The following is a 25,875-nucleotide window of genomic DNA, read 5'->3' on the forward strand; positions in this document are numbered from 1 at the left end:
TCGAATAATGCTTGAGACAGATAGATGTGTTTAAATACTTACTGTACAGGAGGAAACAGCAATGAGCTTTCCAATGACTAGACACCGCCGCTTGCGCGGTACAGCCGGAATCCGCGGAATGGTGCGGGAGACCGTCCTGAACGTGCTGGACTTTATCCAGCCGATATTTGTGACCTACGGTACGGGTGTGAAGAATGAGATTGGCTCCATGCCCGGCGTGTACCACTTCTCGCTGGATACTCTGAAGTCGGAAGTGGATGAGATTGTCTCCCTGGGAATTCCGGCCGTATTGCTGTTCGGCATTCCCGAAACGAAGGACGCCATCGGCTCCTCCGGTTTCGCTGAGGATGGCATTGTGCAGGAGGCTACCCGGCTGATTAAGCAGTGGTACCCCGAGCTGCTGGTTGTCGCCGACACCTGTCTGTGTGAATTCACCGACCACGGCCACTGCGGTATGGTACATACCCATACAGTTGACGGCGTAGTACATGGCGATGTGATCAACGATGCTTCGCTGGAGCTGCTGACCCGCACGGCGGTATCCCAGGCCCGGGCCGGTGCGGATATTATCGCGCCTTCCAATATGATGGACGGGTTCGTGCAGGCGATCCGCAGCGGCCTTGACGAGAATGGATTTGAGCATGTGCCGATTATGTCCTATTCGGTAAAATACGCATCCGCCTTCTACGGCCCCTTCCGGGAAGCAGCGGATTCTGCGCCGCAGTTCGGTAACCGCAAGACATACCAGATGGACCCGGCCAATCTGCGTGAAGCGATCCGTGAGGCCGATTCAGATGTGCTGGAAGGCGCTGATATGCTGATGGTTAAGCCGGCGCTGGCTTATCTGGATGTCATCCGGACGATCCGCGACCAGTTCGATCTGCCGCTGGTGGCGTACAACGTGAGTGGTGAATATTCAATGGTAAAAGCGGCCGCACAGCAGGGCTGGATCGATGAGCAGGCAGTTGTCCTGGAAATGCTGACCGGCATGAAGCGCGCCGGAGCAGATATTATTATTACGTATTTCGCCAAGGATGCAGCGCGCTGGCTGCGCGGCTAGACTATATTCAGCTGTATAAATTCAGCAGAGCAGGAGTGAAGAAGTATGGGCAATGTGCCGCTTACACGCAGGGAAGAGGCTTCCCGCATAGCTTTTGAAGAAGCAAAACAGTATATCCCGGGAGGAGTGAACAGCCCGGTCCGGGCATTCAAATCCGTAGGATTGACCCCGGTTTATGTAGACAGAGGCGAAGGCTCACGCATCTACGATATCGACGGCAACAGCTTCATCGACTACGTCTGCTCGTGGGGACCGCTGATTATGGGCCATGCCCATCCGGAAGTGGTGAAGGCGCTGCAGGAGACTGCGGTTAAAGGGACAAGCTTCGGCGCACCCACACTGCTGGAGACGGAAATGGCCAAAACCGTGGTGGAACGTGTAGCATCGGTGGACATTGTGCGCATGGTGAACTCGGGAACGGAAGCTACGATGAGCGCCATCAGGCTGGCCCGCGGATATACAGGACGCAGCAAAATCCTCAAGTTCGAGGGCTCCTACCACGGCCACGCCGACAGCCTGCTGATCAAAGCCGGTTCCGGGGTAGCTACTTTGGGTCTGCCGGATAGCCCCGGTGTGCCGGAGGGCGTAGCCATTAACACCATTACGGTGCCATACAATGATCTGGAAGGGGTCAAAATCGCGTTCGAACGTTACGGCAATGAGATTGCCGCTGTGATTGTTGAGCCGATTGCCGGGAATATGGGTGTAGTGCCTCCGCTTCCGGGCTTTCTGGAGGGTCTGCGCAAGGTGACGACGGGGTACGGCGCGCTGCTGATTTTTGATGAAGTGATGACCGGTTTCCGGGTGGACCGCGGCTGTGCGCAAGGGCTCTTCGGGCTGGACCCTGATCTGACCTGCTTCGGCAAGGTTATCGGCGGCGGTCTCCCGGTGGGTGCTTATGGCGGTAAAAGAGAGATTATGGAGCAAATCGCCCCCTCTGGTCCGATCTACCAGGCAGGCACACTCAGCGGGAATCCGCTGGCCATGGCGGCGGGTTACAGCACGCTGAAGCTGCTGACACCTGAAGTGTATACCCGTCTGGAGGTGCTGGGTGCACGTCTGGAAGCCGGCCTTAAGCGTAACGCGCAGGAAACTGGCATCCCCCTCACCATTAACCGTGTGGGCTCTATGGTCTGCCCGTTCTTCACTGAAGGACCGGTGGTCAACTTCGAGACGGCCAAGACCAGCAACCTGGATCTGTTCAAACGTTATTTCGGCAAAATGCTTGATCAGGGCATCAGCGTTCCGCCATCCCAGTTTGAAGGCATGTTCGTATCCGCTGTGCACAGCGAGCAGGATATTGATGATACGATTGAGGGCCATTATAATGCCCTGAAGTCGCTATGACAGGCGGGCCGGAGGAGTTGTCCGGCACAAATATCCCTGGTGGAGCGGCTGCAGATACAGGGAATACTGGCGCGGTCATCAGGAACATCACCGGCGGCGGCAAATGGATCCGGCGCGGAGAGTGGCTTCAAGTCATGCCCGGCCGGGTGATTACGGCTGCGGCCGACAGGCAGGCAGCCATTGACGCCTGGCTGCTCGGCACGGCCGGGATGCCGGAGAAGCTGCATGCGCGGCTGCGCCGCGAAGGCGGCATCCAGTGGAAGGGCGACCGGCTGATGCTATCCCTGTTCCCTTACCGGGAAGCGGGTATTGAGCCGGTATGGCAGGAGCTTGTAGTACTGTACGAAGATGACTTCTGCCTCGTGGTCCATAAACCGGCGGGCATGGCGGTTCATCCGGATGGCAGCGGAGCAGGCGTAACGCTGGATCATATCGTCGCAGCACATTATGCCGCTTCCGGTGGAGGGGTAGCCGTCCGCCATATTCACCGGCTGGATAAGGATACAACAGGACCTGTGCTCTATGCGAAGAACGAATACGCCCAGCTTGTACTGGACGAGGATATGCGCGACAAAACCGTATCCCGCCTTTACGCGGCGATTGTGGAAGGCAGTGTGCCGCCTGAGCTTACCGTGATTGATGCCCCGATCGGCCGTGACCGCCATCATGCGGCGCGCCGGCGGGTCTCGCCGGGAGGACAGGCGGCGGTCACGCGAATCATAGGGCGGGAAGCGCTGCCTGGCGGAACTGTGCTGAAGGTGCAACTGGAGACGGGGCGCACGCACCAGATCCGTGTCCACCTCAGTCATGCGGGCCATCCGCTGTACGGGGATGACCTCTACGGCGGACCCGGCTGGCATACGGCCAGTGTCCGTGCGGGTGGCAGCAAGAACGATAAGCTGCCGCTGCGTACAGAGCCGGGTAAGGTGAAGTCGGCCATTACAGCCTGGTTCGAAGAGCAGGAGAAGGCGGGCATTACACCGGGACTGTTGGAGCCAGGTAAGCTGGCTGGTCCGGGCAGGCCGGAGGTTAAGCTTAAGGCTAAGGCGAAGCCGGAAGGTGCAGACCGGCAGGCGCTGCATGGCGAGAAGCTTATTTTTGCTCACCCCTGGACCCGGAGCAGGGTCGAAGTATCTGATCCGTGGCCGGAGGATATGCGGAAGCTTCGCGTGCAATTAGGCGGGGAGCCGCTGAACTAGTATAATGCCTAAGGTACGCAGTATGGCTTAATTGTACTTTGTACAACTAAATCGTCTAATTAGCAACTGGTTACCCTTTTAGTTGTATTTCGTGCAATTAAACTGCCGGTTATAGAAGGTTTCCGAGTTTCCATTTGAAATGGAATTTCATATAGCAGCTAATCTCCATCCGCTAAGCTATGTAAATTAAGCAAAGCAGCGATTCTCTCATAGGAGGGGCGCTGCTTTTTTTGCTTTCTGCAGAACAGTTTGATAGAAGCGACAGAGATTGGCTGAATAAGGCCAACGCTGCTATTTCTTTTCAAGCTCTTGCTGTTCTGTTACCCAGGCCTATCCGGCTGTAAATATTCTTGCGGAGCGCAGGGCGGCTGATACATTTCCGCGATGCAGTTCGTCTTACTGTAAAGGAGATGAGTTTATGAGAAGCAATCGCAGAGTAGTCCTGGCAACAGCACTGGGTACAGCGGTTATTGCCGCCGTATTTATACTGGCCGCACAGGTGAACAGCAAATACGGCATTTTGAGTATGGCTGCCCAGTTCCAGAGCTTCAGGGTGACAGTAAACAATGAGTCCGATTTTGATCTGAGCATCCTTGAGACTGGTGTGGTTACGGGCGCAGCTGCCGGCGCTTCCACAGATGAACTCGGGAAAACGCTCAGCAGCGGAAAAACAATCAAAATTAGACCCCGGCTTAGCTTAAGCGGTGAAGGGGGCATTTATCTGAAATATACAGATCCCAGAGCGCCGGATGTCCTTCAGACCATAGGGGTATGCTCCTACACCGAATCTTTATCCGGATATTCCAAAGTTACGATAACAAATAATAAAGTGACTGTGAAAGAGAATTGCAGCTGACATTGTTGCTGATTTGATGGAGGGGAATTTGTCTTTTATTGCGTTTCACCTCCATTTATCCCTTCATTTCCCTGTTAAAAATACATATCCCAATTATTTGCAGTTAACTAGTAACATTTGTAATAGACGTGTATCCAATATATTGATAAATATAGTATGTAAGCGTATCTCATAACATTAACTGGGGGAATATTTGTGAAAAAAGTAACAAAACTAATGCTCGTAGCTGGCATCTCTTTGGCACTTGTAGGGGTAGGCAACAGCGGCGCCCTGAACAGTGTAACATCTGCAGCGAGCGCACCACTTAAGGTAGGCCGGGTGGAAGCGGCTGCCCATGGTACCAAATGCTTCACAGTAGCTGTTGCTGTAGTACAGAACGGCGTAATCGTTGCAGCTTCGCTGGATGATTATCAATTCCTGGGTACAGATGTAGCAACTGGCGTTCCTAACTCGGATAAAGAATTTGGTCTGAACGGCTACAAAGACCCTAACGTGGTTCTGGCTTCCAAGAAAGCTAACACTAAATACTACAGCGAGCATATGGCTGAAGCCGCAGGCTCCACAGTTTCTTATGACAAGAACCTGGCTGCCGTTGAGAAATTCGCTACAGGCAAAACTATCAAGTCTCTTGAAATGACTCTTACACACAAGACCGCTGAGCAAGTAGTTGATGCTGTAAGCGGTGCTACTCTGGTGGATACCCAAGGTTACCTGAAAGCCATTTTGGAAGCTGCTAAAGCTGCGAAATAGGCTGCCTTTTTAATAATCCGATTAGAAGACTTCTTCACGGCTGCGGCTGCGGAGGGGTCTTTTTTTTCAAGCAATTTATACCCCGGCGAGTGGGACCCCTGCGTTTATGGGTATAACAGTATTAAGATGAAATACATCCTGTAAACCGGAATTCATAACTGGGGGTTGGGCCATGAAATGGCAGGGCAGAAGAGGCAGCTCGAATGTAGAAGACCGCAGAGGAAGCAGAGGCGGAGGCGGCAAGCTGATTGGCGGCGGAATTAGCGGGATTATTATTGTGGTGATTGTTACGCTGCTGAGCGGCGGGAATATCGGTGACATTATGGGCAATCTGACTTCCACAGGCTCCAGTACCAGCTCTAATGTTCCTTACGAGCAGACCGCACAGGAGAAGGAGTTGTCGGAATTTGTCTCCGTAGTATTGGCCGATACCGAGGATGTCTGGTCTGAGGTCTTCCAGGAGCAGGGAAAAACGTACCAGGATCCTACGCTGGTACTCTATAGCGGCAGTGTGGACTCTGCCTGCGGAACCGCCAGTTCGGCAGTCGGGCCGTTCTATTGCCCCGGGGACGCCAAGCTGTATATCGATCTCAGCTTCTACGACGAGCTGCAGCAGCAATTCAATGCGCCGGGCGATTTCGCCATGGCTTATGTAATTGCCCATGAGGTGGGTCATCATGTGCAGACACTGCTGGGGGCTTCCGAGCAGCTAAATTCGCTGCGCCAGAGCCTGAGCGAGACCGAATTTAACAAATATCAGGTCCGATTTGAGCTGCAGGCCGATTATTATGCCGGGGTATGGGCGAAGCATGCCCAAGGAATGAACCTGCTGGAGGAAGGGGATCTGGAGGAAGCCTTAACCGCGGCGAGCGCGGTGGGTGACGACACGATCCAGAAACGGGCACAAGGCTATGTGGTGCCCGACAGCTTCACTCACGGTACCTCCGAGCAGCGCAAACGCTGGTTCTACAAAGGGTTCAACTCCGGCACTATTGAAGGCGGAGATACCTTTAATGCCACTGAGCTGTAGAGGCAAGCGGTATCCGTCCCGATGTTGGTTTATACTGGCGAAGACAGGCCCTTTATCCTCTCAAAAGCTTTAAATGTCAATAAAGCAGCGATTCTCTTATTATTGGAGGATCGCTGCTTTGCGTTTTTGTTCTTTTGTTGCAATGCACAGCGCTCCCGTACCTGATCTTCACCGTTCTAAAGTCCGGCTACGGACGAAGGTCATTGCGGTACGAGAGCCGGTTCCGGCCGAGTTTTTTGGATTCAAGCAGAAGCTGATCGGCGTAGACATACCCTTTTTCCATAGAAGTCTTCTGGCCGGGGTCTGCCTTGTAATAATATAGTCCGAACGAGGCGGAATATGGCACGCGGATCATCTGTTCCTCGAATTCTGCGGTTACGCAGTGTCCGTGAAGGCTGTCCAGGATTGCCTGAATCTGTAACTGGCAATCCTCAAAGGTTCGGTTCCTGAGAAACACAGTGAATTCTTCCCCGCCGCTGCGGAACAGGATGTCTTCCTCCTGCAGAAATTGCTTCAGTGTATCGGCAAAATCAATAATGACGCGGTCACCGACGGCGTGGTTGAAGGAGTCATTGATTTTTTTGAAACGGTCGATATCCGCCACTACAATTCCGATATATTCCCCGCTCTGGTTCAGCTCCTTCATCATCTTATCCATGTGAGCCCGGTTATAAGTTCCTGTCAGGAAGTCACGGTAAGCCATCTGCTCGAACTTGTCGCGTTCATATTTGTGCTGGGCGCTCTGCGATTTGGAATAGAAGGAGAGGCTGACGATGTAATTGAGCAGGAAGAGGGCAATCAGCATTTCCCATTTCTCCATTTGCAGCAGGCGCAGGAGCAGTGCATTGGTCAGAGCTACCTTGCTGAAATCAAGCAGGTTACGGCTCCGGAACAGCAGGTGACGGGCTTCCTTACGTGTCTTGATGTCTCCTGAGAGCGCGAAGGTTATGATCAGGAAAGTGGAGGACAGCAATGTGGTGACACAGACGACCAGGAGAAACAGGAGCCAGTATCCGAGCGGAAATCTCTCCGCAAAAGGGTGAAGCACAGTGTACAGATAATACGCGGCCGAACCGCCCAGTGTAAAGGACCCAATGTTGTAGAACGTATCCAGAAATTCGCCCGGATCGGCGGTTTTTGTCAACTTTTTATAGAAAAATACAATGAAGCGGTATACGGTTTCGAACAGAAGGGTGCCTAGCGGTCCGGCAAAAATTCCGAACGAAGAGGTATAGCTTATAGCATAATCTATCGTAGAATTCCCGCTCCGGGTCACGATGCGCAGTTGAAAGTAGAAGCTGGAGAAGATCGTATAGAGCACCAGCGCCTTGATATATGTATCGTCCAGAACTATAGCATGTTTGGGAATGAAAGCTATAGCAACGGAAGCGGCAAACAGGGAAAGGTCAAATACCCGTGCTTTAGACATGACAGAAGTTTTCCTTTCAGGATGTATACCGATTATAACCGAAAAGACGTTTTTTGATTATAAAGTTATTTTGAAATTATTATAGATTGAACCATACACCCATGTCCTATATCCGGCAGCGCTCATATAATACTTTGTTAAAGTGGAGCCGTCTGCTCTCGTGCAGAAGTGAATCTATTAGTCGGGGAGAGGAAGTTATGAGAATATTGCTGGTTACCTACTGGGGCCTTACCAATATGGGCGGGATCTGGACGTATATGAGACAGCTTGCCGATAAGCTGAGCGAACAGGGACACTCCGTTACACTCATGGGAAGCCATGTGGAGAACAACACCTTGTACTTGCTGGGGCAGAATGCTTCTTTTGATAAAAAAGCCTTCTATACCCTGCTGCTCCCGCACCTCGATATTACTTTATTCCCGCATCTGCATCTGGAGCATGGCATATTCAGCTTTGAGCTGGGGCGTTATGTATTTGAGGGTGGAGCGGCGGTTCTGGGGCTGGAGAATTACGATGTCATTCATGCCCAGGACCCCATTGCCTCCTATGCGCTGCGGCGGATTATGCGCCGTCCGGTTCCGCTCGTCTCCAGTGTGCACGGGGCACTGTCCCGGGAGGCTTATTATGAATACAAAGGGCTTGTGCCTGGACTTACCCGCGAGGAATATGAGCAGCGGCCGATCTGGCGGTATTTCCGGCGGATGGAGGCGCTCGCGGCCCGGTCGGCCGACTTGATTATGGTCTCTTCGAATTGGATGGGTCAGCTGACCCAGGAGCTCGGTGTAAGCAGGGAACGGATTCATACTTTGCCGTATGGAGTGAATCTGGAGCAGTATGCGGCCAGGGCGGCGAAGCCTTCACCGCTTAAGATCGGAGGGGGAACCAAAGTAATCATGTATGCCGGACGCCTCGAATATATCAAAGGCGTGCATGTGCTGATCGAGGCTCTAGGAATGCTGCAGAAGCACCGTACAGACTGGACCTGTGTAGTGGCCGGCATAGGCAGCCTGCTGGAAGAACTCAGGGAACAGGCGCGCCAGCTTGGGATTCTGGAGCATATCCGCTTTGCCGGTAAGCTGGATAATATTCCGACAACCTTAAGCGAGGCTGATATTTATGTGCAGCCTTCGCTGCAGGATACACAGCCGTTCTCGGTCACCGAGGCTCAGCTTGCCGGCATTGCCCCAATTGTTGCCGGCACTTCAGGTATGCCGGAAATGGTCCGCCACGGGGAGACCGGCTGGATCGTTCCTCCCGGTGATGCCACCCTGCTGGCCCGGCTGCTGGAGCAGCTGCTGGATAATGAGGAGCTGAGAGTACGTACCGGCTTCCAGGCAAGGGAGTGGGCGCAGCGTAGCCGTTCACTGGATGTCATGGCGGCCGGAACGCTGAATGTATACCGTAAAGCCATAAGTATGCGTGAGAGCGTACAAAGCCCGGCTGTCCGTTCAATCTTGGGAGCAGAGCCGGCGGCCGGACCGGTTCCCGGAGCCTTCCATCCAGCCGATGTGCTGAATGCGATGTATCCCGGCATTCCGCTGGCAGCGAGCATGCGGGCTAGGCTCCCGCACGATTATTCCATTCCGGACCCTCTTACAGTACTCACCGATCCGAAATAATCTCCTGTCCGCCGAAGTAGGCGGCAAAGTTTGTCATGCCTTCCTGATTGAAGCATATACATGAGTGGAGTAACATTTTGGGCTTATGCTCTGGGCTTGTCTCAGGGATAGATTATGCCAAGAAGGAGGACATTTCCCGTGTTTGACCAGTCACACGGCTTGCGGTTTGATATTTATGAACGCATTCACCTTTCGGAAGAGCTTCCGGGAATAGCTGAACTGGAGGAAGTCGAGCTGATTCCCGACATCCAGGTAATCCAGCGGGAGGACCGGGCGGAATTGCACGGGCAACTGCTGCTCACCGGACTCTACCGGGGGGAAGATGATCGTACACAGCGTCTGGAGCACGCGATTCCTGTTGAAATTACAGTCCCGCTGACCCGGGTCAGCTCACTTGAAGACATAGGGGTTGAGATCGAGAATTTCGATATTGACCTGCTTACGATGCGAACCGTCAACATAACAGGGGTGCTCTCGCTGCGCGGAATCGGAAACGCGGATACCCAGCCGGCCTGGCAGCAGGAGGAGTATACAGTAGCCTATTCCCCTGAGGCTGAAGACCACAAGGCGGAAGAGGGTAACCGCGGGCCGGAGAATGATGCGCTATATGAAAATTCGCTCTGGACCTACGGGGAAGGTGTAGCGGAGGTTTCTGTGGAGGATCAGGAATATGCGGAATCCGTGGAAGCTGCAGGTAATCCGCTATTCCTGGAAGGCTCTTTGTACACTCAGCCTTCGGCCTCAGTATCCGCCCAGTTGAAGGACAAGGAAGCCAAGGTAAGGACGCATAGCCTGGATTCCTCGCCCGCAACCGCTCTATCCGGAATAGCGGATTCCGGGGAGAATCACAGCAAATCTGCGGCTGAACCGGTCTCCAGTCACTTTCTTCCTACCCGCGAGAAGACAGAAGAGCCTGCTGCGGTGAATGATTCGTTCAAGGCAGGTACGGAGGAGGCAGGGCTCCCGGCAGGGACAACCGCCTTGAATACCGTTGATCATTGGGGTACTGCCAATCTTCATGCAGCCAATCAGGCAGAGCCGGTATTCACATCCGCAGCCAGTGACGATGCTGCGGTGCTGGCCGAGAATGAAGAAGTGCCTGAAGAGGTTCAGGCTATAGACAATGAGAGCTTCGTGTCCGAGGAATTCTTACCTCCACAGGAGGAGAAGCAGGATCTCAAGATTGCGCTGGGCAGCAAAAAAGATCCGGCAATTGCCGAACAGGAGCCATTGACCTTCTCTTCGCTGCTCAGCTCCAGCCGCGCGCGCAAAGAGCAGGAGATTCTCCATTCCGAGGAGGTGGCCTCCAAAGCGGCGGTTATTCCTGAGGCAGGGAATGATACCGAATGGAAAAGCCGGTTCATCGGCGGCCTTGGCGGTACAGAGCTGTTCCGCAAAGTTCGGCTCTGTATCGTTCAGCGGGAAGAAACACTGGATACGATTGCCGAGAAATATCAGCTTAGTACCAGAGAGCTGTCCATGTACAACCGGCTCTCCGGACAGAATGTAGAAGAAGGCCAGGTTTTGTATATTCCCTAAGATGGACCGGGGGATGCTAGCAGGAAGTTGCGGGGGGCTGTCCCACAAGCCATGTACATGGCTGTTTGGGGCAGCCTTATTTTTACATAGGGTATTATCGATGCCAAGAAAGCACATTCTCCGTTAAGCTGGAAGCCTACAACTCCTTTAGACAGTTTTTTGAACCGGGTGGTATAAACTCTGCCCTTTGTGTGTATGCTGGTTGACTAGGATTAGGACTGAATGTATTATTGAAATAAGTAATAACTAGCATAAAGACTGGGAACGGGAAGAGTAGGCGGTCAGCCCTTCAGAGAGCGGAATTGTAGTTGCTGTGAATTTCCGCAGGATGCAGCCCCCGAAGTCGCCCCGGAGTCGCCCTTCTGAGCTTGCCTCCACATTTATGGAGACCAGGTTAGGATGTGGCCGGACGCAGCCGTTATCTGCATGAGTGTCGCGCTAAGCTTCCGGACCTGTAAAAGGGCCCTGAGGCAGGGGGTTATTTTTGAAATACAAGAAAGTATAGGTTTTACATTATACATTATCCTTGTATTTCCTCTGAAACGGATACCGTCCCATGAAGGACGGCGCAGCCGTTTACACCTGATTAGCGCGAAACAAAGGTGGTACCGCGAAAGAATGGCCTTTCGTCCTTTGAGACGAAGGGTCTTTTTGTATTTAAATATAAGGATTTGTATGTTTCACTCGATCAATCATCCTTATATTTCTCGCTGAAACGGTACCGTCTGTAGTAAGGACGGCAAAGCCGTTTCCTCTTGTCAGATCGTTACAGAATACAAAAAGCTTCTCATCATTTTCTCTAATGGAGGGTTCACAATGGCTGATAACAACAATACAGCAGCAGAGCTGACGAACCAGCTGGAAGCGGCAGAAGACACCGCTACTGCGCATCACAAGCAAAGCGATATGCCGACTACCTATGATCCGGGGTCAGCGGAGAAGAAATGGTATGCTTACTGGATGGAGAACGGCTTCTTCGAAGCAGGCAAACGTCCGGATGCGCAGCCTTACAGCATTGTTATTCCTCCGCCGAATGTAACAGGAATGCTGCATATCGGTCATGCGCTGGATTTCACACTGCAGGATGTTCTGATCCGTACCAAACGGATGCAGGGCTTTGACACGCTGTGGCTGCCGGGAACGGACCATGCGGGTATCGCCACGCAGACCAAGGTAGAGCAGAAGCTGCGCCAGCAGGGCATCTCCCGCCATGATCTGGGACGCGAGAAGTTCCTGGAGCAGGTATGGGCCTGGAAGGAGCAATATGCGGAGACGATTCACGGGCAATGGGCCAAGATGGGCTTGTCGCTGGACTACTCGCGTGAACGGTTCACCCTGGATGAGGGAATGTCCAGCGGCGTCCGCCAGGTATTCATTCAGCTGTATAAGAAAGGTTTGATCTACCGCGGCAAACGCATCATTAACTGGGATCCGGCTGCACGCACGGCTCTGTCGGACATCGAGGTTGAATATAAAGAAGTGAACGGTCATCTGTATCATCTGCGCTATCCGCTTAAGGACGGCAGCGGTTACCTTACGGTAGCTACAACCCGCCCGGAAACGATGCTGGGCGATACAGCGGTTGCAGTACATCCGGAGGATGACCGTTACAAGGATCTTATCGGCAAAACGCTGATCCTGCCGATTACCTTGCGGGAAATTCCGGTTATCGCTGATGACTATGTAGATAAGGACTTCGGCAGCGGCGCGGTGAAGATTACCCCGGCACATGATCCGAACGACTTTGAGATGGGCGTGCGCCATAATCTTCCGCAGATTAATGTGATGGATGAAGGCGGAATTATGAATGCGGAAGCAGGCAAATACCAGGGACTGGACCGCAGCGACTGCCGCAAGGCGATCATTGCTGACCTGAAAGAGCAGGGCGTACTTGTATCCATTGAGGACCACGTACATCAGGTTGGACACAGCGAGCGTTCGGGAGCCGTAGTTGAGCCTTACCTGTCCACCCAGTGGTTCGTAAAGATGCAGCCGCTGGCAGAAGCGGCCATCGCAGCGCAGAAGGATGGCAGCGGTGTTAACTTCGTACCGGACCGCTTTGAGAAGACTTACCTGAACTGGATCGAGAACGTACGCGACTGGTGTATTTCCCGCCAATTGTGGTGGGGCCACCGCATCCCGGCCTGGTACTCCGAATCTACCGGTGAGATCGTTGTTGCGAATGATGAAGAAGAAGCGCGCAGAATCAGCGGTCTAACGGACCTGAAGCAGGATGAGGATGTTCTGGATACCTGGTTCAGCTCGAACCTCTGGCCGTTCGCCACGCTGGGCTGGCCTGATGAGAGCAGCAGCGACTATCAGCGTTACTATCCGAACAATGTGCTGGTTACCGGCTACGATATCATCTACTTCTGGGTAGCCCGCATGATCTTCTCGGCGCTGGAATTCACCGGGGAGAAGCCATTCTCTGATGTGCTGATGCATGGTCTCGTACGCGATGCGGAAGGACGCAAAATGTCCAAATCGCTCGGCAACGGGATCGACCCGCTGGATGTTATTGAACAGTATGGTGCGGACGCCATGCGCTACATGATTTCTACAGGCAGCACGGCCGGCCAGGATCTGCGGTTCCGGATGGAAAAGGTAGAGCAGGCGCGCAATTTTGCCAACAAGATCTGGAATGCTTCACGGTTTGCACTGATGAATCTCGAAGGTGTTTCTTTTGAGGATATCGACATTACCGGTGAGCTCAGCACGGCAGATCACTGGATTCTACACCGCCTGAACGAAACTTCCCGCGATATTACGCGTCTAATTGACTCGTACGAGTTCGGCGAGACCGGCCGGCTGCTGTACAACTTCATCTGGGATGATCTGTGCGACTGGTATATCGAATTCGCCAAGCTCTCGCTGTACGGAGCGGATGCGGCTGCCAAGGCCAAGACACAATCGGTTCTGGCCTATGTACTGGACCGCACGCTGCGCCTGATTCATCCGTTCATGCCGTTCATTACGGAAGAGATCTGGCAGCATCTGCCGCATCAGGGCGACACAATCACGCTGGCCGAATGGCCGAAGTATGAACCTGCGCTTGAGAATCCGCAGGCAGTGGCAGAGATGAATCTCCTGATGGATGTTATCCGTGCCGTTCGTAATATCCGTGCGGAAGTGAACGTGCCAATGAGCAAGAAGGTAGAACTGATTATCAAAGCCGGGGGTCAAGAAACCCTGGACATTATTTCCCGCAACGACAATTACATCGGGCGCTTCTGCAACACCTCTTCCTTCGAAGCAGGCCTTGCGCCGCAGACACCGGATAAAGTGATGTCCGCTGTGGTTACAGGAGCCGAGCTACTTCTGCCGTTGTCAGGACTGATCGACATTGAACAGGAAATTGCCCGTCTGGAAAAAGAAGTCCAGACACTGAACAGCGAAGTTGAACGCGTGGAGAAAAAGCTCGGCAATCAGGGCTTTGTAGCCAAGGCGCCAGCGAAAGTCATCGAAGAGGAGCGGGCGAAGCAGGCGGACTATTCGGATAGACGCGAGAAAGTGCTCGCCCGTATCGCAGAGCTGAGAGGATAAGGGATATGGAAGAGATCACCCGGAGCGGAAGTACCGCTCCCTTAAGTTCTTATACAGAAGCGGTAGACTGGATCAACAGCCTGATTCCTTTCGGTATCCGGCCAGGGCTGGAGCGGATAGAGCTTCTGATGGAGAAGCTGGGTCATCCGCACCGCAAGCTCAAGTTCATTCACGTGGCGGGGACGAACGGCAAAGGCTCTACCTGTGCATTTCTGACCCATGTACTGATTCAGAGCGGGTACACGGTGGGGACCTTTACGTCTCCTTATATCACGAAATTCACCAACCGTTTCCAGTACAACGGGATCGATATACCTGAAGAGACTTTGCTGGAACTCGTTAATAAACTGCGTCCGCTGGTTCAGGAGATCGCAGGCGGCGAACTGGGTTCGCCGACCATGTTCGAGGTGTCGACGGCACTGGCCATTCTCTATTATGGCGAAGTCTGTTATCCGGATGTAGTCGTATGGGAGACAGGTCTTGGGGGAAGGCTGGATGTAACGAATATTGTTACTCCGGTAGTGTCTGTAATCACGAATGTCGGACATGATCATACCGATGTACTCGGGGATACACTGGAGCTGATCGCCGGTGAGAAGGCCGGAATCATTAAGCCGGGCGTTCCTGCAGTCAGCTGCGTGAGCCAGCCGGAAGCCATTGCTGTATTGAAGGCTAAAGCGGCGTCTACCCGTTCTACTCTATATTTGGCTGGAGAAGATTTCAGCTATAGTGGCGTAGAGCTCAGGGACGGCCACCAGCATTTCACCTTCGTGGGTCCATTCCGCTCGCTTGAACTGGAAATCGCTATGAAAGGCGAACATCAGCTGGAGAATGCAGCGGGAGCTATGATGGTCCTTGAGGTGCTGCGGCAGTATATGGCCTTCATGCTGGAGGACGAGGATGTGCTGGAGGGATTCCGCGGTACATTCTGGGCCGGCAGGCTGGAGGAAGTAGGCACTTCGCCCAGAATTATTCTGGACGGAGCGCATAATCCGGAAGGTGCAGAGAGCCTGGCCAAGAGTCTTCCGCAGTTTGGGCCATACGGTAAATTAAATTTGCTCATGGGGATGCTGGCAAATAAGCATCACGAGTCGTATCTCAAGCATATACTGCCTATAGTGGATACGCTCATCCTGACCGAACCGGATTTCCGGAAGAAAATGGACGCGGAAGATCTGCAGGCCATCGCAGAAAGTCTGCGGAATAAATATGCCAAGGAAAACTTGGAAATCATAGTAGAACGTAATTGGGGCCAAGCGCTGCATCTGCTGCAGACGATCACAGCGGACGATGACCTTGCGGTCGTGTCCGGAACGCTGTATTTGATTTCTGATGTACGCAGTACGCTTTTACGGCAACCCGATTCTGAAAAAGGCTGGTGACGAACTGTTGGATACTACTGAACGTGTGCATTTTATAGGGATCGGCGGCTACGGTATGAGCGCGATTGCCCGGGTGATGCTGGAGATGGGATATACAGTTACGGGTTCTGACGTAGCTGCCCAAGAGTTAACGGAGAAATTGATTGCTAAGGGTGCCAAGGTCTACATCGGACATACGGCCGAACAGGTCAAAGGCGCGGATCTGGTCGTATATTCTACGGCGCTTGCGTCGGATAACGTAGAATGGGTAGAAGCGGAGCGTCTCAAAATACCGATTCTTCACCGTTCGCAGATGCTTGCCCGCCTGCTGAATGAGCGCAAGGGTGTAGCTGTTGCGGGTGCGCACGGCAAGACGACTACCTCGTCGATGATTGCTCTGGTTATGGAAGACTGTGGAGTGGACCCTACGTATATTATTGGCGGGGAGATCATGAACGTCGGTACGAATGCCAAGGCAGGACAAGGGGAATTCGTTGTAGCCGAAGCGGATGAGAGTGATGGCTCATTCCTGCAGTATCATCCTTGGCTGGGGATTGTAACGAATATTGAAGCCGACCATTTGGAGAACTACGGCGGTGATTTCGGCCAACTGAAGAAAGCTTATGTGCAGTTTATGAACCAGCTGCGTGAGGACGGAACGGCTATTGTGTGTGCGGATGATGAGAATGTGAAATCTCTGCTGCCTCAAGTAAAAGGTACGGTTATCACCTACGGAATTCATTCGGAGACTGCAGATTACACGGCGACCGACATCGTTCTGGGCGACCGCCAGGTGTCGTACACGATGAATCGCGGTACAGAGGTTCTGGGCCGTATTGAGCTTTCTATTCCGGGGCAGTACAATCTGTATAATTCAATGGCGGCGGTAATTTCCTGTCTGAAATCCGGCATTGCCTTTGAAGCGATCGCTGCAGCAATCGTGAAATTCCACGGTGCCAAGCGGCGCTTCCAGGTGCTGGGAGAGATCAACGAGATTCTCGTCATTGATGATTATGCGCATCATCCAACGGAGATTCAGGCTACCATTAGTGCTGCCAAGGCTACAGGCAAACGGATTATCGCCGTGTTCCAGCCGCAGCGCTACACGCGTACCTTCTTCCTGCTGGATGCGTTCAGCCGTGCGTTCAGCGAAGCGGATGAAGTGATTATTACCGATATCTACTCGCCTGCCGGAGAGAAACAGATCGAGGGAGTCACCTCTGCGAAGCTGGTAGAGCTGATTGTGCAGAACAGCAACGCCGGTGCACGGCATCTGCCGACGAAGGAAGCTGTGCTGGCTGACCTGCAGAACCGCATTGCTCCCGGTGATCTGGTGATTACAATGGGTGCGGGTGATATCTGGAAGGTCGGGTATGCTCTGGCGGATGATCTGAAGAATCGTTAATAGGATAGGTAGGTATTTTAACAGAAACGGTTTCCGTTCCTTGAATAAGGACAGCGAAGCCGTTTCTTCTTTTTATGTCTGGAGGCATCTGGCCCGTCTGGAAAATTAGAAGTGAAAATTAACCGCCATTTTGCCGATATAGCTTGTGAATGATATGTTCCTCCATAAAAGAGAAGGTATTCCCGTATATTTGGTGGTGTACTCATGAGCTTTCAGCTTGATATTAATACACTGTTGTACTTGTTCATCTTGGGAAACTTGTTTTCCGGTCTGCTGATTACCTTTTACCGCTACCATTTCGCCAAGGATACCGCCTCGGTCCTGTTTATTACTGCAAAGTGGCTTCAGGTCGTGTTCTGGGGCTCTATTCTGCTATGGGATTATATTCCCCATTGGATCGTCATACCTGTGAGCAATGCACTCATTCTGGCTGGAGGAGGTCTGGAAATTTCGGCCCTGCTGATGATGATGGGGATGATGGACCGTAAGGCGAAGCTCTATTATTGGGGGCTGGTTGTGGGCAGTGTTCTGAGCTTTTCTATCGTCGCGCTATTCTTCAACCATGCGAACCTGAGGGTGGCCACGACCTCGCTATGGGTAATGCTGTTTGTGATCTACCCTGGTTACCGTTTGACAGCGGGTAAAGAACGTTCTCCGCTCCAGCGAATAATGGGAAGCGTATTTTATACCATTGCTGCCGTGATGCTGTTGCGGTCCTTTGTCGCGCTGATTCTGGAGCCGGAGATGGGACCGCTGACAGGTAATCCGGCACAGTACTTGTATTACCTGGGGATGTTTTTGATGCTGATCGTGGGAATTGCAGCGTTCATCCTGCTCTCCAATGAGCATTCTTATGAGAAGCTGAAGCGCATAGCCGCTTATGACAGCCTTACCGGAATCCTTGGCCGCAGGGCTTTCCTGATAGAAGCTGAGCTGAAGCTGGCAATGGCAGCAAGAAAGCGTGAATACTGCTCAATGCTGCTGCTGGATCTGGACCATTTCAAAATAGTGAATGATACATATGGACATGACAAGGGCGATGTAGTACTCCAGGATTTCGCGCTTACCATTGAGAGCCAGCTGGGAATCGGTGACTTGTTCGGCCGGGTTGGCGGCGAAGAATTTGCCATTATGCTCTATGGGCAGGATGTGGAGAACAGCAGCCGCAAGGCGGAAGAACTGCGCCAAGCCGTCAAGGCAGCTTCGGGAGACAGTCTTGCCGGCGGGTATACCGTAAGCATCGGAATGATTACAATACTTCCTGAACAGCAGACCGCCTTGAATACTCTGTACAAGCTTAGTGACAGAGCCCTGTATCAGGCGAAGCAGGACGGACGGGACCGTGTGGTCAGAGCCGGGTAAAAGAATGGGATTATACACATCATACATATGACATCGATGAGCATGGGGGTGCGACGCTATGGTTGCCAGTTTGGATTTCAAGACACTGCTGGCGTGTCTCTTTTTTGGTAATTTCTTTACGGTTATGCTTACTCTGGCTTACCGGTCGCATTCTCCGAAAGATGGTACATCCCTGCTGTTCCTGACCGCCAAAATTCTGCAGCTGGTGATTATGATCCTTCTGTTGTTAAGGGAATATCGTGTATTTATGACTGTGCTCCCCTGCATTCTTCTCTTGAATCTGGCCGGAGGAACCGCAGAAATCTTCGCGCTGCTCAAGATGCTGGAGGACTATTCCGAACGGATAAAACGGATTTATTATACACTAACCGGATGTGCCGCGCTTGGTCTGCTTCTACAGTATCTGCTGTCTCCGGACGAGCCGCGGCTAATTGCGTCTGCCTCGCTTGCTGGGGCACTGCTGCTGAGTTATCCTGCGTATATACTATGCTGGAAAATGAAAAAAACACCGCTTCAGGAAATTATGGGCCTGCTATACGGAATTGTTATTCTCTCGATGCTCTGCTATGCAAGCAGACTGGTATATCTTCCGCCTGAGGGCTCACCCGTTGGTGAGTGGATTCAAGTCTTTTTCTATATTGGAATATACCTGCTGATGTTTCTCGGAACTGCCGGCTTCATGCTGCTCTCCAGGGAGCAGTCCTATGCGGAACTGGAGCGTGCAGCCACATACGATGAACTCACCGGCATCCTTAACCGCAGAGCATTCGTGCTGCGTGTCCGGCCTCTGATTGCTGCGGCTGCCAAGGAGATGGCGCCCTTCTCTTTCCTGCTGCTGGATGTGGACCATTTCAAACAGGTGAATGATACTTATGGCCATGATACAGGCGACAAGGTGCTGCGCGACTTTGCCCGCAGAATTGAGCGTCAGCTCGGCAACGGGGACCTGTTCGGACGGTTCGGCGGCGAAGAATTCGCTGTGCTGCTGCACCGGTCGGATGAGGAAGCCAGTGAGGAGGTGGCTGAGCGGCTGCGCCGGTCCGTGCTGGACGCCACCATTGATGGCATAACACTCTCTTATACCGTGAGCATCGGTCTGATTACGATTGTCTCGGGCGAGCGCGTCCCGCTCAATACTTTGTACAAGCTGAGCGATACCGCCCTGTACCAGGCGAAGCAGCGCGGACGCAATTGTGTGGTCCGTAGCCATGGCTATGCAGCGAGGGAGTTTGAAGCACATTCCTGAATGTGCAAGGGTTTCACGGGTTCAACCCGCTGTTACAACATTTTTGATTAGTTGTCATCTAAAATGCGTTTTATATAGAACAACATATCTAAGCAGCGCAGCGCTTCTCCTGTTATTGGAGCAGCGCTGTTTTGCGTCCGGGCTTCGTAAAATTACAGTTTTTTGAAATTATTTTTGCATTAGCCAAGAAACGACAAAACTTCTTAGAACTTTGGGGTAATATATGCTAGATACCTGGCATTGCCAGAGACAGATAGATAAATGGAGAGTAGGAGAAGAAGCCATGAGGGAAAAATTGCTGTTCATATCTGCAGAGAATCCATTTCCGCAGGATAGCGGTGGCAAGCTGAGAACGGGCAATATTCTGAATATTTTACTCGCCAAATACGATGTGGATCTCTTAACGTATTCAGGTTCCAAAGATACGGAGGCCATACCGTCCCTTACCGTGCATGAGGTGAAGCGCACAATGAATTACCGCAAGGCGATGCTTCGCTCCTTGTACAAATGGCGCAATTGCTCTTATATGAGCCATGTAGATGTGGATATGAAAGAGAAGATTACAGAGCTCTGCGGACAGCATGCATACAGCCATGTCTTTATTTCCCATAGTCTGCTCGGCTGCTGCATTGACATTGTGCGCCGTTCCCTGCCTGGCACAGTTATTATTACAGACGCGCATAACTTTGAGAGCGGATTATCTGCACAGCTTGCCCGCAGGAAGAGGGGGATCGCCAAACTCTTTTATTCCCTTAATGCGGTATGGACGCGCAGAGATGAGCTTAAGCTGATGGACAAGACCAATCTGCTGCTTACAACATCCGAACAGGATGGGCTGAGCTTTAAGGCACTTTCTTTTACAAATTCTATCAAGGTCCACGTAATCCCTAACTTCATCCGGATGGGCGATTATCGGACAAATACGCTTTTTCCGAAAGAGCCGTGGATTATCCTCCCGGGCAATATGAACTACTTCCCGAACATTAATGCAGCTACCTATTTCTACCGTCAGATCTATCCGCTCATCAAAGCCAAGATTCCGGGCATCAAATGGTATATCGTCGGCCGGGATGTGCATCCGGAAGTTGCTGCTCTGGCGGACCAGGACCCTTCCATCATCATCACCGGATATGTCGACAGTGTGGCGGACTATATACGGAAGGCGCAGGTTGTGATCGCCCCTCTGCAGGAGGGCAGCGGAACACGCCTGAAGATACTGGAGGCCTGGGCGCTCAAGACTCCTGTCGTTTCAACCACCAAAGGAGCAGAAGGGCTGCTGTATGAGCATTCCGCGAATATTATGATTGCCGATGATCCGGTTACGTTTGCCGAAAGCGTGACTCAATTACTTCAGGATCACGAAAAGGGAGTAGTGCTTGCGGACCGTGCCTACCAGACCCTGCTGGCTAACTATGAGGCGGAAAGTGTCCGGGAAAAGCTGCTAAGTCTTGTCTAATTGTAAGGGGAATACAAAAAAAAATTATTTCATCCCATAAATCGACAATCTTTTTCCGGGAACTGCGTTACTATTGATCTACATCTAAAGATTCATAAATGAAGGCTGGATGTAATCCGGCCTATTTTTCTTTGTATACAACAATAACCATTTACATAGAACCAAGGAGCTATAGCCATGAGAGAGAAAATGCTGTTCCTATCAGCCCAGAGTCGTTATCCCGAAGATTTAGAAGGAGAAATAAGAACAGAGAATTTTCTTGATATTCTGCTGGAGCGGTTTGATATTGATCTGCTCGAATATTGTCATTGCCGCCGTGAGCTGGCGGTAGAGCCTGGGCCTGCACTTACGGTGCACCAGGTGAAGAGGTCTTCTGCTTCACAGAGGTCACTGCTGCACCCGCTGAGCAAGCTGCGCTCACACTCTCCGCTGATCGGTAATGATAAGTCTTTGCGGTCTGAAATCACGGAGATGTGCCGCTTGAATACATACAGTCATGTGTTTATTTCCTATTATATGCTGAGTAATTGCCTGGATATTGTATCCTCATTGCTTCCGGAGGCAGTCATTATTACAGATGCCCACCGTTTCGGGAGCGGAATGCTGGAGAATAGGGCGGCCGGCAAACGCGGAATTAGCAAAAGCTATCATAAGCTGAATGCTGCACTGATCCGCCGGGAAGAGCGGAGATTAATGAACAAGACCAGTCTGCTGCTGACCGCTACAGAATGGGATGCCCTTTCCTTTAAGGCGTTATCCTTTGCGGATGCAGGCAAGGTTCATGTAATTCCGCCTTATATTGACCTGAAGGAGCCTGCTTATGCCTCCGGTGAGACAGTAAACAAAGAGAAATCCATTGTCCTTCATTGGAATATGAATACCAGCCAGGGCAAGAATGTGGCCTTATTGTTCTTAAAGAAGATATACCCTCTGGTCAAAGCCGAGGTGCCGGATTTCCGGTGTTATCTGATCAGTGAGGAAGTCCATCCGGAGGTTGCCGCCTTAGCCCTTAATGATGCTTCTATGGAAATTGTCAGGGAATATGAACATACAGCCGATTACATCCGGCGGGCCAGCGCTGTGGCAGCTTTTTTGCGCGAAGGCTGCGGGGGGCAGATTAAGATCCTGGAAGCCTGGGCGCTGCGGACGCCGGTCGTCTGCAGCCTGAGCGGTTCGGAGGAATTAATCTGTGAGACGGGACGGGATATTCTGCTCGCAGGCACGAGTGCAGTCTTTGCGGGCCAGCTGGTGAAGCTGCTGACAACGCCGGAGCTCGGCTACATTATTGCGGATCAGGCTTACCGGACACTGCTCAAGCACTACGCGGCGGAAGGGGTTAGGGAGAAAGTACTTAGTCTGGTATAAATATATTAATATAGCATATCTATCTCACCTCTATCATATGTTTCAGTATAGAACTGAAGATAGCGAGGTGTGAGCATTGAATAGCGGAAGAATGACATTCCGGTTTGATGAGGAGACGGCAGAACGTAAGGCAGAAATGGCAGACCGCCGTATAGTAAGAGAACCTGTTAGAACTCTGGAAGTTGAGGACAGGGAACAGCGTGAGGAGATCAGAGCGGCCCTCGATCTCCGTGCAGCTGAATACATCGTTGATCTGGAGCGGGTGGAAATCCCCCGTGCAGCTGAAGTATCTTATATGAAATCCTCTGGTCCGCGCCGCCGGAACTGGGATGATTCAGATGGAGAGTATGATACTGGACAGTATCCATATCTTCCAGACTCAAGAACACGCACAATTCCAGTTTATGCGGAGGTTTACAGGGACGATGATAATGCACCGCCAGGTGAGAACTACCCGCTGTTTGAGGATGAGCGGGGCGCTGAGCAGGAGCGGTTTGGGCAGTTCAGCACGCACGGGAATCTGTATGGAGGCTCCTACCATACCCGCCGCCCATCTTATTGGTGGAAGTTTGCTTTGTCAGTAGCGGGAGCATTAGGCACGGGAATCCTGCTCGGCTATGCAGCGCTGTCCTTCATCAGTGGCGGAGGGACGGGCACCGGGAATGGAAGCGGCAGTTCTGCTGTTCAGACGGGGGCCGTTCAGAGCCAGAATGATACTGGCGGTGGAGTGGAAGCAGATATCACCGGCGTGCCGGTTGAAGGAACCAGTGAGGCGGTCGCAGCGCATGTTCCGGTACAGATTGCGGCGCAAAGCTATTATCTGCTCCAATACGGCGTATTCAGCACACCGGCTGGTGCTGCGCAGGCTCAGCAGGAGCTGCTGGCCGCAGGGCTTGCCGCAGGTCTGGACCCGGCGGACGGCAACCGGGTGTACGCCGGGATGTCGCCTGAGCGTGAGCAGGCCAAGCTGCTCAGCAGCGGTCTGAAGAATCAGGGGATCGAGCTGTATGTAAGGGAAGTGGCCTTACCCGCTGTAGATCAGGTCAGCTTTAACGGAACGGCGGAAGTGGTGGACAGCTATTTTGCGGTCAGCAGCCAGTTGTTGAGTGAGCTGAGCGGCCTGTCTGCTTCGCTGCTGAGCGGTGCGGCCAGCAGTACCGACAGCTCAGCGGTAAGTGATCTTCATATGCAGTGGACCCAAGCCGTCAAGCAGCTGGAGTCGGGGCTGTCGACGGAAGGGAAGAATTTTGCCGCCGGGCTGGAGAAATCCATGAGCCGGGGAATATCCGCACTGAACGAGTACGGCAAGAATAAGGCAGAGGGCTTGCTCTGGGAAGTGCAGGAGGCTATGATGAGCTTTTTGACCGGCCAGAAAAGTCTGCTGTCTGCGATAAGCTGAACATCCACCCAATTGTATAAGGTGTTGCCCATCCCCCGTACCGGCTGTTTGCCGGACGGGGGATTGCTGTGTGGCTCGCCAGTATAGCTGCTTCATGATAAATCAGTTGCCTATTGTGCCGGAGTCGGATAATGTTAGTGGACCACACCCGGCGGAGACGGTGAAATCGGGCTTTATGCGGCAAGGCTGTGGTAAACATTCCCTGAACGGATTTTGCGTTTGTATTGAACTCCGTTTCACCGTATAATAATTAGGGTGTCAAAAAATGGCGAGGGAAGACCAAAATGAAGAAGAAAAATGTAGGAACACTGCTGTTATTTCTAATTCTGGGCTGGCTGGCCGGAGCCTGGATTGCCAAGCTGCTGGAACCTGTGCAAGCTCTGTCTTTTCTTACAACCTCGACTGTACTCAAGTGGTCGCCGCAAGCTGATTTGGACATCATAACCTATGACATCACTATCCATTTGAAATTGTGCCTGCTCAGTCTTGCCGGAATGATAACAGCTGTATGGCTGTACCGCAGACTGTAGCGTTCGCTGCCGGCATCTAGAAGGGACGTTTATTACAGTGGAGCATGACAACACGCGATACATTATTCTTGCTTCGGGTTCGCCGCGGCGGCGTGAACTGTTAGCCTCGCTTGGCCTGCCTTTCGAGGTTCTGGTCAGTGAAGCTGATGAGACTACGCCGCCGGAATGGACGCCTGAGACCATCGTGCGTAATCTGGCCGTGCGCAAAGCGGAGGCAGTAATCCCTGCAGCCGGAGACCGGGATGCTGTTATTGTCGGCAGCGACACGATTGTCGTGCTTGATGATAAGGTGCTCGGCAAGCCGGTGGACGAGCAGGACAGCGCTAAGATGCTGGCCATGCTGCAAGGAAGAACACATCAGGTATATACCGGGGTGGCCTGTATCGGTCTTGCAGAGGGTCGGACCCTGGTAGATCACAGGGTAACCTCTGTAACTATGAGAGCAATGAGCGAAGATGAAATCTGCGCCTACATCGCGACCGGGGAGCCTGCCGACAAAGCCGGCTCTTATGCAATACAAGGGCTTGGTGCCACCCTGGTGGACGAAATTGAAGGCTGTTATTTTAACGTGGTTGGTCTGCCGTTGTCGCTGCTAAGCGGCATGTTGTCCGGGTTCGGCATTTCTGTACTGAACCGGCAAGGATAGCGGAAGAAAGAGGGTTAGGGATGGAGTCGCAATCATTTATGCTGCGTGACCTCCCCCATGAAGAACGACCACGAGAGCGCATGATGCATTATGGGGCGGAATCATTAAGTCAGGCGGAGCTGCTGGCTATTCTGCTGCGCACAGGTGCGCAGAATGAATCGGCTATTCATATCGCCCAGCGGTTGCTGGGGATTACAGGCGGCCTCCGCGGGCTGGCGGACCTGAGCATTGAAGAACTGACAACAATCAAAGGCATTGGCCCTGCCAAGGCCGTGCAACTGAAAGCAGGCATAGAGCTGGGAAGACGCATGGCGAACTCCCGGCTTACAGAACCGGTTATCATCCGCAGTCCCCAGGACGCGGCGGAGATTCTGACCGAGCAGCTGCGTTATTTGCAGAAGGAGCATTTTATCTGCTTGTTTCTGAATACGAAGAATCATGTTATTGCGCAGGAAACATTGTCCATGGGCAGCCTTAACGCCTCCATTGTGCATCCCCGCGAGGTGTTCCGGGCAGCCATGAAATGCAGCAGCGCAGCTATTATATGCGCACATAATCATCCGAGCGGTGATCCGACACCGAGTCCTGAAGACATCTCCTTGACCTCAAGGCTGATGCAGGCAGGTGAAATCGTCGGCATCGACGTGCTGGATCACCTGGTTATTGGTGACAGCAGCTTTGTAAGTTTGAAAGAAAAAGGTTATATGTAATACAATTGTCTAGATCCACAAGG

19 protein-coding genes and 1 pseudogene are annotated in these 25,875 nt (G+C 52.5%); 19 read left to right on the top strand and 1 reads right to left on the bottom strand.

Features of this window, described 5'->3' with window-relative positions:
• Positions 1 to 61 precede the first annotated feature (61 nt).
• From hemB to ypfJ, 6 genes and pseudogenes are all read left to right on the top strand, one after another.
• Positions 62 to 1,060 (top strand): porphobilinogen synthase, encoded by a 999-nt coding sequence (hemB, locus tag MKZ24_RS11840; protein WP_340783186.1) that lies wholly within the window; start codon positions 62 to 64, stop codon positions 1,058 to 1,060.
• A 45-nt stretch (positions 1,061 to 1,105) separates the two neighbouring features.
• Positions 1,106 to 2,407, top strand: a complete 1,302-nt coding sequence (gene hemL, locus MKZ24_RS11845) for a glutamate-1-semialdehyde 2,1-aminomutase (protein WP_042238888.1) — start codon at positions 1,106 to 1,108, stop codon at positions 2,405 to 2,407.
• A gap of 86 nt (positions 2,408 to 2,493) precedes the next feature.
• A pseudogene (locus MKZ24_RS11850) lies at positions 2,494 to 3,255 on the top strand (RluA family pseudouridine synthase); the annotation flags it as partial.
• A 769-nt stretch (positions 3,256 to 4,024) separates the two neighbouring features.
• Positions 4,025 to 4,462 carry a hypothetical protein gene (locus MKZ24_RS11855; RefSeq protein ID WP_340783189.1) on the top strand — a complete coding sequence of 146 codons (438 nt, stop codon included), beginning with the start codon at positions 4,025 to 4,027 and terminating at the stop codon, positions 4,460 to 4,462.
• A 195-nt stretch (positions 4,463 to 4,657) separates the two neighbouring features.
• Positions 4,658 to 5,212, top strand: a complete 555-nt coding sequence (locus MKZ24_RS11860; RefSeq protein WP_042238882.1) for a hypothetical protein — start codon at positions 4,658 to 4,660, stop codon at positions 5,210 to 5,212.
• 172 nt (positions 5,213 to 5,384) lie between these two features.
• Positions 5,385 to 6,242, top strand: coding sequence for a KPN_02809 family neutral zinc metallopeptidase (ypfJ, locus tag MKZ24_RS11865; RefSeq protein ID WP_042238879.1), 858 nt, complete (start codon positions 5,385 to 5,387; stop codon positions 6,240 to 6,242).
• A gap of 187 nt (positions 6,243 to 6,429) precedes the next feature.
• Here ypfJ and MKZ24_RS11870 read toward each other — a convergent pair whose 3' ends face one another.
• On the bottom strand, positions 6,430 to 7,671 hold the full coding sequence (locus MKZ24_RS11870; RefSeq protein ID WP_340783194.1) for a GGDEF domain-containing protein: 1,242 nt from the start codon (positions 7,669 to 7,671) through the stop codon (positions 6,430 to 6,432).
• A gap of 197 nt (positions 7,672 to 7,868) precedes the next feature.
• Between MKZ24_RS11870 and MKZ24_RS11875 the strand changes: the two genes are divergently transcribed.
• The 13 genes from MKZ24_RS11875 (at position 7,869) to radC (ending at position 25,852) form a co-directional block, all read left to right on the top strand.
• Positions 7,869 to 9,290 (top strand): glycosyltransferase family 4 protein, encoded by a 1,422-nt coding sequence (locus MKZ24_RS11875; protein WP_340783196.1) that lies wholly within the window; start codon positions 7,869 to 7,871, stop codon positions 9,288 to 9,290.
• A gap of 138 nt (positions 9,291 to 9,428) precedes the next feature.
• A complete protein-coding gene (locus tag MKZ24_RS11880; RefSeq protein ID WP_042238871.1) occupies positions 9,429 to 10,829 on the top strand; it encodes a LysM peptidoglycan-binding domain-containing protein in 1,401 nt (466 codons plus the stop codon).
• A gap of 906 nt (positions 10,830 to 11,735) precedes the next feature.
• Positions 11,736 to 14,372, top strand: a complete 2,637-nt coding sequence (locus tag MKZ24_RS11885) for a valine--tRNA ligase (RefSeq protein ID WP_340790146.1) — start codon at positions 11,736 to 11,738, stop codon at positions 14,370 to 14,372.
• 5 nt (positions 14,373 to 14,377) lie between these two features.
• Positions 14,378 to 15,754 (top strand): bifunctional folylpolyglutamate synthase/dihydrofolate synthase, encoded by a 1,377-nt coding sequence (locus MKZ24_RS11890; RefSeq protein ID WP_340783200.1) that lies wholly within the window; start codon positions 14,378 to 14,380, stop codon positions 15,752 to 15,754.
• 7 nt (positions 15,755 to 15,761) lie between these two features.
• Positions 15,762 to 17,138 carry a UDP-N-acetylmuramate--L-alanine ligase gene (gene murC, locus MKZ24_RS11895; protein ID WP_042238869.1) on the top strand — a complete coding sequence of 459 codons (1,377 nt, stop codon included), beginning with the start codon at positions 15,762 to 15,764 and terminating at the stop codon, positions 17,136 to 17,138.
• A 204-nt stretch (positions 17,139 to 17,342) separates the two neighbouring features.
• Positions 17,343 to 18,500, top strand: coding sequence for a GGDEF domain-containing protein (locus tag MKZ24_RS11900; RefSeq protein WP_042238867.1), 1,158 nt, complete (start codon positions 17,343 to 17,345; stop codon positions 18,498 to 18,500).
• Between the two features lie 58 nt (positions 18,501 to 18,558).
• Entirely contained in the window at positions 18,559 to 19,746 is a 1,188-nt protein-coding gene (locus MKZ24_RS11905; protein ID WP_052416698.1) for a GGDEF domain-containing protein, read from the top strand.
• Between the two features lie 283 nt (positions 19,747 to 20,029).
• Positions 20,030 to 21,202: a glycosyltransferase family 4 protein gene (locus MKZ24_RS11910; protein WP_340783205.1), complete on the top strand. Its 1,173-nt coding sequence runs from the start codon at positions 20,030 to 20,032 to the stop codon at positions 21,200 to 21,202.
• 177 nt (positions 21,203 to 21,379) lie between these two features.
• The gene (locus MKZ24_RS11915) at positions 21,380 to 22,567 is read left to right on the top strand and encodes a glycosyltransferase (protein ID WP_340783207.1); all 1,188 of its coding nucleotides are present in this window, start codon (positions 21,380 to 21,382) and stop codon (positions 22,565 to 22,567) included.
• A 76-nt stretch (positions 22,568 to 22,643) separates the two neighbouring features.
• A complete protein-coding gene (locus MKZ24_RS11920; RefSeq protein WP_197072983.1) occupies positions 22,644 to 23,966 on the top strand; it encodes a hypothetical protein in 1,323 nt (440 codons plus the stop codon).
• A 284-nt stretch (positions 23,967 to 24,250) separates the two neighbouring features.
• Entirely contained in the window at positions 24,251 to 24,496 is a 246-nt protein-coding gene (locus MKZ24_RS11925) for a DUF4321 domain-containing protein (RefSeq protein WP_042238860.1), read from the top strand.
• 37 nt (positions 24,497 to 24,533) lie between these two features.
• The gene (locus MKZ24_RS11930; RefSeq protein ID WP_340783210.1) at positions 24,534 to 25,142 is read left to right on the top strand and encodes a Maf family protein; all 609 of its coding nucleotides are present in this window, start codon (positions 24,534 to 24,536) and stop codon (positions 25,140 to 25,142) included.
• A gap of 20 nt (positions 25,143 to 25,162) precedes the next feature.
• Positions 25,163 to 25,852 carry a RadC family protein gene (gene radC, locus MKZ24_RS11935; protein ID WP_042238855.1) on the top strand — a complete coding sequence of 230 codons (690 nt, stop codon included), beginning with the start codon at positions 25,163 to 25,165 and terminating at the stop codon, positions 25,850 to 25,852.
• The last annotated feature ends 23 nt before the right edge of the window (positions 25,853 to 25,875 follow it).

This window comes from Paenibacillus sp. FSL R7-0297 (assembly GCF_038009025.1).
In the GTDB taxonomy this organism is placed as follows: Bacteria; Bacillota; Bacilli; order Paenibacillales; family Paenibacillaceae; genus Paenibacillus_AQ.